General features: G+C 75.6%; 12 protein-coding genes. 3 read left to right on the top strand and 9 right to left on the bottom strand.

All coding sequences use genetic code 11. The annotated features are described in order from the left end of the window. Positions 1-27: 27 nt before the first annotated feature. Both pafA and AC3RJ9_RS05640 read right to left on the bottom strand, forming a co-directional pair. Entirely contained in the window at positions 28-1422 is a 1395-nt protein-coding gene (pafA, locus tag AC3RJ9_RS05645) for a Pup--protein ligase (RefSeq protein ID WP_020627222.1), read from the bottom strand. After that, positions 1419-1610 (bottom strand): ubiquitin-like protein Pup, encoded by a 192-nt coding sequence (locus AC3RJ9_RS05640; RefSeq protein ID WP_017488237.1) that lies wholly within the window; start codon positions 1608-1610, stop codon positions 1419-1421. The genes pafA and AC3RJ9_RS05640 overlap by 4 nt, the downstream gene beginning before the upstream one ends. Positions 1611-1733: 123 nt before the next feature. On the opposite strand from AC3RJ9_RS05640, the gene AC3RJ9_RS05635 reads away from it, so the two are divergent. Beyond that, on the top strand, positions 1734-2198 hold the full coding sequence (locus AC3RJ9_RS05635) for a pyrimidine dimer DNA glycosylase/endonuclease V (protein ID WP_020627223.1): 465 nt from the start codon (positions 1734-1736) through the stop codon (positions 2196-2198). 40 nt (positions 2199-2238) lie between these two features. Continuing rightward, complete coding sequence (locus AC3RJ9_RS05630; protein WP_123243842.1) at positions 2239-2832, top strand: cyclodeaminase/cyclohydrolase family protein; 594 nt, start codon at positions 2239-2241, stop codon at positions 2830-2832. A gap of 16 nt (positions 2833-2848) precedes the next feature. Here AC3RJ9_RS05630 and dop read toward each other — a convergent pair whose 3' ends face one another. Genes dop through AC3RJ9_RS05605 form a run of 5 tightly spaced genes read right to left on the bottom strand, consistent with a single transcriptional unit; the run spans position 2849 to position 9273 of the window. Next, complete coding sequence (gene dop, locus AC3RJ9_RS05625; RefSeq protein WP_123243843.1) at positions 2849-4576, bottom strand: depupylase/deamidase Dop; 1728 nt, start codon at positions 4574-4576, stop codon at positions 2849-2851. Beyond that, on the bottom strand, positions 4573-6327 hold the full coding sequence (gene arc / locus AC3RJ9_RS05620) for a proteasome ATPase (protein WP_036336869.1): 1755 nt from the start codon (positions 6325-6327) through the stop codon (positions 4573-4575). The genes dop and arc overlap by 4 nt, the downstream gene beginning before the upstream one ends. Then, on the bottom strand, positions 6328-7392 hold the full coding sequence (locus AC3RJ9_RS05615; RefSeq protein ID WP_020627227.1) for a tRNA (adenine-N1)-methyltransferase: 1065 nt from the start codon (positions 7390-7392) through the stop codon (positions 6328-6330). A gap of 16 nt (positions 7393-7408) precedes the next feature. Further along, the gene (locus AC3RJ9_RS05610) at positions 7409-8536 is read right to left on the bottom strand and encodes a site-2 protease family protein (RefSeq protein WP_123243844.1); all 1128 of its coding nucleotides are present in this window, start codon (positions 8534-8536) and stop codon (positions 7409-7411) included. Then, positions 8533-9273 carry an HAD family hydrolase gene (locus AC3RJ9_RS05605; RefSeq protein ID WP_123243845.1) on the bottom strand — a complete coding sequence of 247 codons (741 nt, stop codon included), beginning with the start codon at positions 9271-9273 and terminating at the stop codon, positions 8533-8535. Before AC3RJ9_RS05605 ends, AC3RJ9_RS05610 begins: the two co-directional genes overlap by 4 nt. Before the next feature lie 91 nt (positions 9274-9364). Between AC3RJ9_RS05605 and AC3RJ9_RS05600 the strand changes: the two genes are divergently transcribed. After that, positions 9365-10315 (top strand): proteasome assembly chaperone family protein, encoded by a 951-nt coding sequence (locus tag AC3RJ9_RS05600; RefSeq protein WP_036336865.1) that lies wholly within the window; start codon positions 9365-9367, stop codon positions 10313-10315. A gap of 22 nt (positions 10316-10337) precedes the next feature. On the opposite strand, the gene mshC is transcribed toward AC3RJ9_RS05600, so the two are convergent. Both mshC and AC3RJ9_RS05590 read right to left on the bottom strand, forming a co-directional pair. Next, positions 10338-11606 carry a cysteine--1-D-myo-inosityl 2-amino-2-deoxy-alpha-D-glucopyranoside ligase gene (gene mshC, locus AC3RJ9_RS05595; protein ID WP_036336864.1) on the bottom strand — a complete coding sequence of 423 codons (1269 nt, stop codon included), beginning with the start codon at positions 11604-11606 and terminating at the stop codon, positions 10338-10340. Positions 11607-11670: 64 nt separating this feature from the next. Next, on the bottom strand, positions 11671-12504 hold the full coding sequence (locus AC3RJ9_RS05590; RefSeq protein WP_095346429.1) for an undecaprenyl-diphosphate phosphatase: 834 nt from the start codon (positions 12502-12504) through the stop codon (positions 11671-11673). Positions 12505-12523 lie beyond the last annotated feature (19 nt).

Genomic DNA, 12523 nt, shown 5'->3' with positions numbered 1-12523 from the left:
CTAACGGCGCGTCCTGGACGCGCGCTGTCAGGGGATCCGCTCGAACAGCCGGTCGACGGCGGCCGACGACGTGTCGAACGGGTCCTTCGTCACGATCGCGTGCAGCGGATGGTCCGTGAGCTTCAGGGTCGTCCAGTCGACGGCGTAATCCAGGCCGCGCTCCCGGGCGCGGGCCACGAAGTCCGCGCGCACGCGGGCCCGGGTGGTGGGCGGGGCGGTCTCGACGGCGGACCGGGCGGCGTCCTCGGGCAGCAGGCGGGCGACGGCGCCGCGCCGGAGCAGCAGGCGGAACAGCCCCCGGTCGGGGTCGATGTCGTGGAAGGCCAGGTCCAGCTGGGCGAGGCGGGGCGCCTCCCAGCCCAGGTCGTGGCGCGCCCGGTAGTCCTCCAGCAGGCGCAGCTTGATCGCCCAGTCGATGCGATCCTCGATGCGGGACCGGTCACCGGTGCGGACGGCGTCGAGCACCTCGCCCCACAGGGTGAGGACCTCCCCCACCCGGTCGTGGTGGGCGCCCTCCGCGGCGACGAAGGTGCGGGCCCGTTCGAGGTAGTGCTCCTGCAGCTCGAGCGCGGAGGCCTCCCCCTCCCGGAGCGCGATGCGGGCCGTGCCGGTGAGGTCGTGGGAGATCTGCCGGACCGCGCGCGTGGGGTGGGCGACGACCCGGTCCCCGAGCGGGAAGCCCGCCTCGATCATCCGCAGCAGCAGGTCGGTGGCGCCGAAGCGCAGCAGGTGGGTGTGCTCGGAGAGGTTCGTGTCCCCCACGATCACGTGGAGGCGCCGGTACTCGGAGGCGTCCGCGTGCGGCTCGTCCCGCGTGTTGATGATCGGCCGGGACCGCGTGGTGGAGGAGGACACGCCGTCCTGCACGAAGTCGGCGCGCTGGGAGAACGCGAAGTGGGCCGGACCCTCGCCCTCGGGCCACGTGCCGGCGGGCACGACGCGGCCCGCGCCCACGAGGATCTGCCGGGAGACGAGGAACGGGACGAGCGCCTCGGTGAGCCGCCGGTACTCGGTGCGCCGGCGCAGCAGGTAGTTCTCGTGGGAGCCGTAGGAACTGCCCGAGGAGTCGGCGTTGTTGCGGTAGAGGTGGATCCGGCCGCCGACCCCGTCCGTGGCCATGCGCTCCTCGGCCTGGACCACGAGGTCATGCAGCAGCAGGTCCCCCGCCCCGTCCGAGGCGATGAGCTCGTCGAGCGTCGAGCACTCGGCGGTCGCGTACTCGGGGTGGGAGCCGACGTCGAGATAGAGCCGGGAGCCGTTGGCCACGAACACGTTCGAGGACCGCCCCCACTCGACGACGGGCCGGAAGAGGTAGCGGACGACCTCTTCAGGACTGAGCGCGCGCCCCTGCGGGTTCCAGTGCTGGACGCCGTACTCCGTCTCCAGCCCGAAGATCCGGCGGGCGCGGTCCGCGTCGGTCACTGGCCGCCCTTCTGGACGAAGCCCTTGACGAACTCCTCGGCATTGGACTCCAGCACCGAGTCGATCTCGTCCAGCAGGCTGTCCAGGCCCTGGTCCTGGGCCGCGGGCTTCACGTGCGCCTGGCCCGCCGCGGCGCCGGTCTCGTCGTCGCCGCCGGACGGGCGTGGGCGGATCTGCTCCTGGGACATGGTGGCCTCCTCGTGCGTCGACGCGGTCGGTGTGCTCCGTCCGCGTCCACCCATCCTGCCCCACGCGCGGGCCACGTTTCAGCCCCACGTCCCCGGGCTGCCCCACGCTGGCAGGATGGGGGCATGCGCCTGTGGACCCTTCATCCCCGCCACCTCGACCGCCAGGGCCTGACGGGCGCCTGGCGCGAAGCCCTGCTCGCCCAGGCCGTCCTGGCCGGCCGCACGCGCGGGTATCGGGACCACCCGCAGCTGCTGAGGTTCCGGGAGCACCCGGACCCGTCCGGCGCCGTCGGCGCGTTCCTCTCCGGCGTCGAGGCCGAGGCCACGGCGCGCGGCTATCGCTTCGACCACTCCCGGATCGACCGGCCGTGCCCCGCCCCCGACGGCGCGGTGCGCATCCCGCCCGCCGGTCTCGCACCGATCCCGGCCACCACGGGCCAGCGCGACCTGGAGTGGCGTCACCTGTGCGCCAAGCTGGCCGCGCGCAGCCCCGCCTGGCTCGAACGGTGGTCGGACACGCCCGTCCCCGACGTGCACCCGCTGTTCACGATCGTCCCGGGGCCGGTCGCCTCCTGGGAGCGCGCCTGAGGGCGGGCCACGGTCGGGCCCGGTCTGGCACCGTGGGGGCATGATCCGCGACGAGAGCATCGAGAGCTATCTGGGGCGCCTCGCCTCCGGCGAGCCCACCCCCGGCGGCGGCGCGACGGGCGCGCTCGCGGTCGCCGAGGGCGCCGGACTGCTGGCCATGGCGGCCCGGTTCAGCGCGGCCGAGGAGGACGCCCGGGCATCGGAGGGCCTGATCGCGGCGTGCCTCGGCCTCGCCGACGGCGACGAGCGGGGCTTCGGCGCCGTGGCCGAGGCGTTCGGGCTGCCCCGCGACACCCCGGAGGCCCGGGCCCGGCGCTCGGCCGCGATCCAGGCCGCCCTGGCCGAGGCCGTCCGGCCACCCCGCGGGATCGTCGACGCCGCCGAGCGTGCACTGGACCTGGCCGAGCGTGTGCTGGACGCGGCGAACCCGAACGTGCTCTCCGACGTCGGTGCGGCGCTCGGCTGCATCCGGGGCGGCCTCACCGCCGCCGCGGTCACCCTCGAGACCAACCTGGGCCCCCTCCGCGACGAGGGCCTGGAGGGCATCCTGCGCACCGACGTCGACCGGGCGGACCGTCTCGTCGCGCGGGCGGACGCCCTGCTGGGCCGCGTGCGCGCGGCCGTCACGGGCTGAGCGCCCGCCCGCACCTTCAGGCCCGCGCGCCGAACAGCGGCGGCAGCGTGGCCGCGAGCGTCTCGTCGTCGGGCCGGGGCGCGGCGGCGTCCTCCCACCAGCCGGGCAGGTCCTCGGCGGCGCCGACCAGCGGCTCGGCCAGGTGCAGCCGGTGCACCCGCTCCCCCGCCCCGCGCAGCAGCAGCGTCTCCCACGCGGCGCCGGCCACGCGGTCACCGTGGCGGCCCACGAGGTTGCCGCGGATCCACGCACGGGTGGCCCGCGGCGGCGTGGCGACGGCGGCACGGATCTCCGCCTCGTCGGCGAGCGTCCGGAGCGCGCCGGCGGCCACGAGCCGGCGGTGCAGGGAGCGGGCCGGGCGCAGGTCGGCGTACTGCAGGTCCACCATCGCGAGGCGGGGGTCGGTCCAGTCCGCACCCGCGCGGGCCCGCAGGCCCTCGAGGACGCGCAGCTTGGCCGCCCAGTCGGCGCGGTCGCTCAGGGACAGGGGATCCGCGGTGGCGTCGTCGAGGTCGATGGCCCAGGCCTCCAGCACCTCGCGCGTCTGCGGATCCGTCACCCCGAAGGCGGCGCAGTGGGCGCGGGCCGCGTCCAGGTAGGACCGCAGGATCTGCAGCCCGGTCCAGTGCCGGCGCACGGGACCGTCCGCGGTGTGTTCGAGCAGCGGCACCGTGGCCCGCAGGCCCGGGTCGTGGCTGATCGTCTGCAACGCGGCCACCGGGTCGTCCAGGGTGAGCCGGGGTGCCGTCCCGCCCTCGGCCATCGCGAGGACGAGCGCGGTCATGCCCATCCGCAGCCACGTGGCGTGCTGGCTCAGCGTCGCGTCACCGATGATCACGTGGAGTCGGCGGTAGGCCTCGGGACGGGCGTGCGGCTCGTCCCGCGTGTTGACGATCGGCCGGTGGATCGTGGTCTCCAGCCCCACGGGCTCCTCGAAGTAGTCGGCCCGCTGGGACAGCTGGAAGCCCGGCCGCTCCCCCGCCGGGCCGAGTCCCACGCGGCCCGCGCCCACGAGCACCTGCCGCGCCGCGAAGAACGGCAGCAGGACGGCGGTGAGCTCCTCGAAGTCGAGGGACCGGGCCACGAGGTAGTTCTCGTGCGCGCCGTAGGACTGGCCCTTGCCGTCCACGTTGTTCTTGTAGACCAGCACCTCCGGGGCGCCCTCGGCCTGGCCGATGTGCTCGGCCGCCGCCTGCGCGACCAGGTCCCCGGCGGCGTCCCAGACCATGGCGTCCCGCGGGGTGGTCGTCTCCGGCGACGAGTACTCCGGGTGGGCATGGTCCACGTACCAGCGCGCGCCGTTGGCCAGCACGGTGGACAGCAGCAGGTGCACGGGCTCCCCGTCCGGGCCCACGAGCGCCTCGTCGGTCAGCTGCGAGGGATGCGCCGCCGAACGCGGCAGCCGCCAGCCGCGCGCGTCCACGAGCGGCGACTCCCCCGTGTAGTCCCACTCCGTGCCGGCCACCGCCGAGCCGGACCGGGTCACCAGGTCCGCGTACGCGTTCACGAGCTCGACCGAGAGCACGCTGTGGTGCGCCCCCGGGTTGGCCGGCGCGTGGATGCCGAACTCGGTCTCCGTGCCCATCACCCGGTGCACGCCCCAGCCGGCGGCGTCCCGCCCGTTCGGGGGCACGGCCGCGCCGTGGAACAGCCGACGCTGGCCCTCGAAGGCGGGGGTCGGGCCGACGTCGACGGCGGCGGCCCGGGCGAAGCCGTCCGCGGCCCCGCGGCCGAACGCGCTCATGCCTCGACCCCCCGGACCATGCGCAGCGAGCGCAGCCGAGGACCGCGCCAGCCGGAGGTGCGCGCCCACTCGGCGGGCGCGACCGTGGCCAGCAGGTCCGTCTGGTCCTCCAGCACCGCGGCCACGGCCTCGCGCAGGTGGCCCTCGCGGACGCCGAGCGCGGCCGGGGCCTGGCCGGCGGCCAGGTAGTCGCGCACCGCGTGCCGCTTGGCGCGGTCCACGACGTCGGCCACCACGGCGCCCGAGACGAGGTCGGCCAGGTGCAGGGCGTGGGTCGTGCCGGACACGTCCGTCAGCTCCGCCAGGGCGGTGTCCGCGCCGCGGTCGTAGAGGGCGGCGACCGTCCGGGCGATGAGCGTCGCGCGGGCCGCGTCCGCAGAGCCGGCCGCCGCGACGTCGTCGGCGTGCAGGGGCACGTCCGCGGTGAGGTGCTTGGCCATGATCTCCGCGGCGCCGGCGGCGTCGGGACGGTCCACCCGGATCTTCACGTCCAACCGGCCGGGGCGGAGCACGGCCGGGTCGATCATGTCCTCGCGGTTGGAGGCCCCGATGACGATCACGTTCTCGAGGGCCTCGACGCCGTCGATCTCGGTGAGCAGCTGCGGGACGATCGTGGTCTCCACGTCCGAGGAGACGCCGGAGCCGCGCGTGCGGAACAGCGACTCCATCTCGTCGAAGAAGATGACCACGGGGAAGCCGGCGTCGGCCTTCTCGCGGGCCCGGTCGAAGATGACGCGGATCTGCCGCTCGGTCTCGCCCACGTACTTGTTCAGCAGCTCGGGTCCCTTGACGTTGAGGAAGAACGAGCGCTCGCCGTCCGCGCTGCGGGCCGAGAGGGCGTTGGCCACGGCCTTGGCGAGCATGGTCTTGCCGGTGCCGGGCGGGCCGTACAGCATGATCCCCTTGGGGGCGCGCAGGCCGTGCTCGCGGTAGACCTCGGGGTGCAGGAACGGGATCTCGACGGCCTCGCGGATCCGGTCGATCTGCGGGCCGAGGCCGCCGATGTCCTCGAATGTGACGTCCGGGACCTCTTCCAGCAGCACCTCGTCCACCTCGGACAGCTCGACCCGCCGCAGCGCCCATTCGACGCGGGCGTCCACGGTGACGGCGTCCCCGTGGCGCAGGTCGACGCCCTCCAGCGCGGGCGCGCGCCGCACCACGCGCTCCTCGTCCGCCGTGCCGGCCAGGACGAGGCCGCCGTCGGGCAGCGCCTCCTTGACGCGCAGCAGCTGACCCGACCCCGTGCCCGGGGCGACGCCGACGATCGAGCTGGACTCGTCCAGCAGCACCTGGGCGCCGGGGGTGAGGCGGGCGGCGTCGAGCAGCGGGGAGACCGTCACGCGCAGCCGCCGGCCGTTCTGCACGACGTCCGCTCCCCCGCGCACCACGGCGCCGGTCTCCACGCCCTCCTCGGGCTCGCGCGGGGCGTGGACGGCCTCGAGGGTGGCGAAGGTGAACGGCGGATGCGTGACGGCGTCCAGGTTCTCCTTGAGCGTCGTGATCTCGGCGCGCGTGGCCTCGAGCAGCTCGACCATGCGCCGGTTGTTGCGGGCGGCCGTCTGCGTCTGGGCCTCGGCGGCCCGACGGCGTTCGCTCAGGCCGGCGGCGTGCCGCTGGGCGGACTGCAGCTGGTGCCGCAGCCGTTCGGCCTCGGCCTGGGATTGCCGCAGCAGCTCCCGTGCCTCGGCGAGGCGCTGCTCGGCGTGCTCCGTGCCTGATTGCGCGTGGTGGTCCACCGGTGCTCCGTCCACTCAGTCCTGCTCCCCGGTCGGGGTCCTCCCACCGTACGCGTCCACGCCCTGCTCGGCGGCGCGTGACCGCGCGGCCATGAGGCGGGCCTCCTTCGCCGCCTTGCGCGCCTTCTTGTCTGTGATCGGCCGTTCGCCGAGGGCCTCGGGCGTCCACCGGGCCTCGTCGGCCGGCTGCCAGGCCTCGACGTCCTCGGCTCTGAACTCGGAGACCTTGGAGCGCTTCTTCAGGCGCAGCGCCTCCTCGCCCGAGGCCAGGCGGCGGGCCGTGAGGAGGAAGCCGGTGTGCGCGACCATGCGGTGGTCGGGGCGCACGGCGAGCCCGTCCAGGTGCCAGCCGCGCACGAGGGTCTCGTTGGCCTCGACCTGCGTGAAGCGGCCCGAGTCCCGGATGGCCTCGGCCACGCGGGAGAGCTGGGTGGCGGTGGCCACGTAGTTCAGCCACACACCGCCGGGGGCCAGGACCTCGGCGACGGCGTCGAGGCACTCCCAGGGGGCCAGCATGTCCAGGACCACCCGGTCCACGGAGCCCGGCTCGTGGACCTTGGGCATCTCCTCCTGCGCGTCGCCGAGGTGCACCGACCAGGCGGGGTGCTCGGCGCCGAAGAAGGCCTCCACATTGGCCCGGGCGACGTCCGCGAACTCCGGGCGGCGCTCGTAGGAGTGCAGGCGCCCGTGGTCGCCCACGGCGCGCAGCAGGGACATGGACAGGGCGCCGGAGCCCACGCCGGCCTCGACCACGACGGCGCCCGGGAAGATGTCCGCCTGCTGCACGATCTGCGCCGCGTCCTTCGGGTAGACCACCGTGGCGCCGCGGGGCATGGACAGGACGAAGTCGTTCAGCAGGGGGCGCAGCACCTGGTACGGCTGGCCGGCCGAGTTCTCGACCACGACGCCCTCGAAGCCGCCGATCAGGTCGTCGTGCCGCAGCACGCCCTGGTAGCTGTGGAACTCCCCGCCGGGCAGCAGGGTGATCGTGTTGAGGCGGCCCTTCGCGTCCTTGATCTGCACGCGCTGGCCGGCCCGCAGGGGGCCGCGGCGCGCGCTCACGCCGGTGGGTTCGGTCATGGGGGGCTCCTTCGGTTCAGGGACGCCGCGTCGCGTCGACGGCGGCGAGGATCGTCTCGCGGGGCACCACGGAGCGCACGAGGCCGTGCGCGTCGGTCAGCACCCACACGGGGGTCTGGGGGTCGGCCAGGCGGGCGGCCAGGTCGGGACCGGCGGCGGGGACGTCGTCGCGGACGAGGACTGCCCCCGGGGCCAGCGCGACGGCGACCGCGGCCAGGGCGGTGGTCGTGCGGCGCTCCGGGGTGAGGCCCGCCGCGGCCGCGAGGTCCAGCACGCCGCGGGGCCGACCGGCCCCGTCCACGGCCACGACGGCGCGGCGGCCGTCGTCCGCCTGGGCCAGGGCCTCGGCGACGCTGAGGTGCTCGGGCAGGGCGACGGCGGGCGCCTCGACCTGTTCGAGCCGCAGGGTCTCCAGCCGGCGGCTCCAGCTCCCGTGGCGTACGGCGTCGTCCGCGCCCCGCCACAGGGTGAGGGCGACCCAGGCCGCCAGGACGACGACGAACAGGTCCGGCGCGCGGCCCGCGAGGATCGGGGGGCCGAGCACGGCCGCGAGGACGCCCACCGCGACGACGCGCCCGGCCCAGCCGGCCGCCTCGACGCCACGGGCCCGGGAGCCGGTGGCGGCCCAGACGGCGGACTCGACCATGCGGCCGCCGTCGAGCGGGGTGCCCGGCAGCGCGTTGAACGCGGCCAGGAGGAGGTTGGCCCACACCGTGACCTCGAGCAGCAGGGCGGGAACGGACGGGCCGGCCACGGCGCGGGCCGCCAGATGGGCGAGGCCCGCGAGCACGAGGTTCGCGGCGGGGCCGGCCATCGCGGTGAGGACCGTGTCCAGCGGTCGAGCGGACGGGCTGCGGAACTGGGTGTGCCCGCCCCACAGGGTGAGCGCGATCTCCTCGGTGCGCTGGCCGAAGGCGCGGCCGGTGAGGGCGTGGGCGGCCTCGTGGACCAGGACGGAGAGGGCCAGGAGCACGGCGTACCCCAGGGCGACCCCGTAGGCGACGCTGCCGATCGCGGGCAGCGCGCGCTGGACCTGCGGGCCGAACGCGAGGGTGATGGCCGCGGCGATCAGGAGCCAGGACCAGGACAGACGCACCGGCGCGCCGGCGATCGTGCCCAGCCGGACGGAGGCGGGCCCGCTCATTCGGCCCCGTCCCCTCCGGGCCCGCGCGCGGCGGCGATCTGACGGACCGCGGCGAGGTCGGCCGGCGTGCGGCCGGCGAGCGTCGTCCACTCGACGGTCGCAAGCCCCGCCGGCAGCGGCAGCACGCTGGGCACGCCGACCGTGGGCAGGCCCGCGGCCACGGCCGCGCCGACGCCCACCGGGGAGTCCTCGATCGCCACACAGTCGGCGGCCGTCAGCCCCGGTGTCCGCTCGGCCAGCAGCTGCAGGCCCAGCCGGTACGCCTCCGGGTCGGGCTTGCCCCGGGAGACCATGTCCCCCGAGACGACGACGTCCAGCGTGCCCGCCGGCGCCCGCTCGGCCAGCGCGCGGGCCAGCGGGGCGTGGGACATCGTCACGAGGGCGCCCGGCACGCCGGCCTCGGCGAGCGCGACGAGCAGCTCCCGGGCGCCCGGCCGCCACGGCACCCCGCTGACGACCCCCTGGACGACCTCGTGCATCGTCAGGTCGATGATCCGCTGCACGGGCAGGTCCAGCCCGGCCTCCTGCAGGCGGCGCGCTCCCTCGTCGAGGGGGCGTCCCACGAGGGAGGCGGCCAGGTCCTCCGACCAGGTGCCGCCGTGCTCGACCACCAGCCGGCGCTGGACGGCGTTCCACAGGGGCTCGGTGTCCACGAGGGTGCCGTCCATGTCCCACAGGACGGCGCGCGGCAGGCGGCGGGCACGGTCGGCCGGGGCGGGCGCGGGGTGGCGGGACATGGAGTGCATCCTATCGAGCGCCGCCGCCGGGGCGTGCCGGGCGGGTCGCGGGCCGTGACCCCGTCGTCGGGCCGTGTCTAGGCTGGCCGCCATGACCGACGCTACCTCCGAGGACCAGCCGGACGACGCCCTGGGCCCGCTGCGGACCCACCTGACGGCGACCGTGGACGCGCTCGAGGCCGGGCGGCGGGCCCCCACGGTCCTGCTGCTGGCCTTCGAGGGCTGGAACGACGCCGGGGAGGCCGCGACCGGGGCCCTGGGCGCGCTGCGGGAGCAGTGGGACGCCGCGGACGCGGGACGGGTGTGCGACGGCGAGTTCTACGACTACCAGGTCACCCGGCCCCTGGTCCGGCGCGACGCGGACGGGCTGGGCACGCTGGACTGGCCGGCCGTCACCCTGCACGAGGCGTTCCTGGACCGGGAGGGCCGGCCCGTCGCGGCCGAGGCCGCCCCGCCGGACGGGGTGCGCGTGCTCCTCGCCGTCGGCGTGGAGCCGAACGTGCGGTGGCGTGCGTTCCTCGAGGAGCTGTTCACCGCGGCCGACGCGCACGACGTGGACGCCGTCGTGACGCTGGGCGCGCTGCTGGCGGACGTGCCCCACACCCGGCCCCTGCGCGCCCGCCCGACCTCGCCGCTCGTGGACGTGCGGGTGGCCGTCGGTGCGGACCGTCCGGTCTACGAGGGGCCCACCGGGATCATCGGCGTCATCGCGGACGAGGCCGCGCGCCGCGGCCTGCCGAGCCTCTCACTGTGGGGGACGGTGCCCCACTACGTGGCCCAGGCGCCCTCCCCCAAGACGCTGCTCGGGCTGGTCGAGGCGGTCGAGGACCTGCTGCACGTGAGCGTGTCCACGCGCGGGCTGGAGGACGACGCGAGGGCCTGGCAGCGCGGCGTGGACGAGCTGGCCGCCGAGGACCCCGACGTCGCCGCCTACGTCCGGCAGCTCGAGGAGGCCCAGGACACCCAGCAGCTGCCGGAGGCCTCGGGCGAGTCGATCGCGCGGGAGTTCGAGCGCTACCTGCGCGGGCGCGGCGGACGCTGACGCCCGGCCCCGCCCGGCGGGGTCAGCGCAGGCGCAGACCCAGCAGCGCCGCCACGACGTCGACCACCGGCACCGGGTCGGCGGCGGCCTCCGCCAGGCCCGGCAGGGTGCCGGCCGCCCATGCGTCGAGGGCCTCCAGCGCGCGGGGGGCGTCGAGATCGTCCGAGAGCGCCGCGTGGACCGCGTCCAGCACGGCGATGCCGGCGGCGGCATGCGGTCCGTCCAGGGCGGCGCGCCAGCGGGCGACCCGCGCCTGGGCGTCGGCCAGCACCTGCTCGGACCACTCCCAGTCCGACCGGTAGTGGTGGGCGAGGATCGCCGCCCGGACGGCCACCGGCTCGACGCCCCGCGCCCGCAGGCGGGAGACGAGTTCGAGGTTGCCGAGGGACTTGGACATCTTCTCGCCGTCCAGGGCCACCATGCCGGTGTGCGCGTAGGTGTGCGCGAGCGGCAGGCCGTCGACGGCGGTGGCGTGCGCGGCGGAGAACTCGTGGTGCGGGAACCGCAGGTCGGAGCCGCCGCCCTGCACCGTGAACGGCGCCGGCAGGTGGGCCCGGGAGATCACGGAGCACTCGATGTGCCAGCCGGGCCGGCCGGAGCCGAGCGACCGACCGTCCCAGGCCGGCTCGCCCTCGCGGTGCACGCGCCACAGCAGCGGGTCCAGCGGGTCGCGCTTGCCGGGGCGGTCGGGGTCGCCTCCCCGCTCCGGGAACACCGCGGCCATCTCGTCCAGGCCCATCGCGGAGACCTGGCCGAGACGCCAGTCGGTCGCGGACTGGGCCGCGCGGACGTCGAAGTAGACGTCCCCGTCGGGCTCGCCGTCGCCGCCCGGCACCCGGTAGGCCCGGCCCGCCGCCAGCATCGTCTCGACGGCGTCCACCACCAGGCCCACCGCCTCGGTCGCGCCGACGTAGTGGTCCGGGGCGAGCACCTCGAGGGCGGCCATGTCCGCACGGAACAGGTCGGTCTGCTCCTGGGCGAGCGCGCGCCAGTCGACGCCGGTCGCCTCGGCCCGCTCGAGCAGGGGGTCGTCCACGTCGGTCACGTTCTGGACGTAGGCGACCTCGAGACCGGCCGCGCGCCAGTAGCGGTGCAGCAGGTCGAAGGCCACGTAGGTGCTCGCATGGCCGAGGTGCGTCGCGTCGTACGGGGTGATCCCGCAGACGTACAGCGAGGCGCGCTGCGCGTCGTTGCCCGGATGCCGGGTCCGTCCCGTGGCGGTGTCGTGCAGCCGCAGCCGGTCGGGGCGGCTCGGCACGGCGGGCGGGGCGGGGGTGCTCCAGGACTTCACGGGACTCCTCACATCGGGGTGGTTCGGCGGTGCCGGGCCGTCATGCCCGGCGGCGGGAGCGGGCTCAGGCGCTGATGACGCCCGCGCCCAGCAGGGCGAACAGCACTCCGCCCAGGAGGATGCGGTACCAGACGAACGGCAGGAACGAGTGGGTGCTGATGAAGCGCATGAGCCAGGCGATGACCGCGTAGCCCACCACGAAGGCGATCCCGGTCGCCACCAGCGTCTCCCCCATGCCGTACGGGCCCTGCGTGCCAGGATCGGTGAGCGAGGTGTACAGCTTGTACAGGCCGGAGGCGAACACGGCGGGCACCGCCAGCAGGAACGCGTAGCGGGCGGCGGCGGGCCGGGTGTATCCCATGGCCAGGCCGGCCGCGATGGTGCCGCCGGAGCGCGAGACGCCCGGGACCAGCGCGAGGGCCTGGGCCAGCCCGTAGAGCACGCCGTCCCGCACGGTGAGCTTCTCGAGCGGCTTGGTCTGACGACCGAGCCGGTCCGCCAGGGCGAGCAGGACGCCGAACACGATGAGCATGGTCGCCGTGATCCACAGCGACCGGAACTCCGTGTCGATCCAGTCCTGCAGCAGCAGACCCAGGACCGCGATCGGGATCGAGCCCACGATGATCAGCCAGCCCATGCGCGCATCGGGGTCCGAGTGCGGGATCCGCCCCGTGACCGCGGCGCACCACCGCCCGATGATGCGGGTGATGTCGCGCCAGAAGTAGATGAGGACCGCCAGCTCCGTGCCGAGCTGCGTGATGGCCGTGAAGGCCGCCCCCGGGTCGGCCCCGGAGGGCAGGAACTCGCCCACGATGCGGATGTGGGCGGAGGAGGAGATGGGCAGGAACTCCGTGAGGCCCTGCACCAGGCCCAGGATGATGGCTTCGATCCACGTCACGGAGGGTCACTGTACGCCA

This window comes from Micrococcus sp. 63XJN7_6_ISO-PGPR-S23-444 (assembly GCF_058072765.1).
Note: the sequence above shows the minus strand (reverse complement) of the source record. Positions and strands in the feature narration are given on the sequence as shown.

Bases quoted from the DNA above. Each gene is read 5' to 3' on its own strand.
- AC3RJ9_RS05640 (WP_017488237.1), bottom strand. From the start codon at position 1,610: ATGTCCCAGGAGCAGATCCGCCCACGCCCGTCCGGCGGCGACGACGAG.
- AC3RJ9_RS05600 (WP_036336865.1), top strand. From the start codon at position 9,365: ATGACCGACGCTACCTCCGAGGACCAGCCGGACGACGCCCTGGGCCCG.
- AC3RJ9_RS05610 (WP_123243844.1), bottom strand. From the start codon at position 8,536: ATGAGCGGGCCCGCCTCCGTCCGGCTGGGCACGATCGCCGGCGCGCCG.
- AC3RJ9_RS05630 (WP_123243842.1), top strand. From the start codon at position 2,239: ATGATCCGCGACGAGAGCATCGAGAGCTATCTGGGGCGCCTCGCCTCC.
- AC3RJ9_RS05605 (WP_123243845.1), bottom strand. From the start codon at position 9,273: ATGTCCCGCCACCCCGCGCCCGCCCCGGCCGACCGTGCCCGCCGCCTG.
- AC3RJ9_RS05635 (WP_020627223.1), top strand. From the start codon at position 1,734: ATGCGCCTGTGGACCCTTCATCCCCGCCACCTCGACCGCCAGGGCCTG.
- AC3RJ9_RS05615 (WP_020627227.1), bottom strand. From the start codon at position 7,392: ATGACCGAACCCACCGGCGTGAGCGCGCGCCGCGGCCCCCTGCGGGCC.
- dop (WP_123243843.1), bottom strand. From the start codon at position 4,576: ATGAGCGCGTTCGGCCGCGGGGCCGCGGACGGCTTCGCCCGGGCCGCC.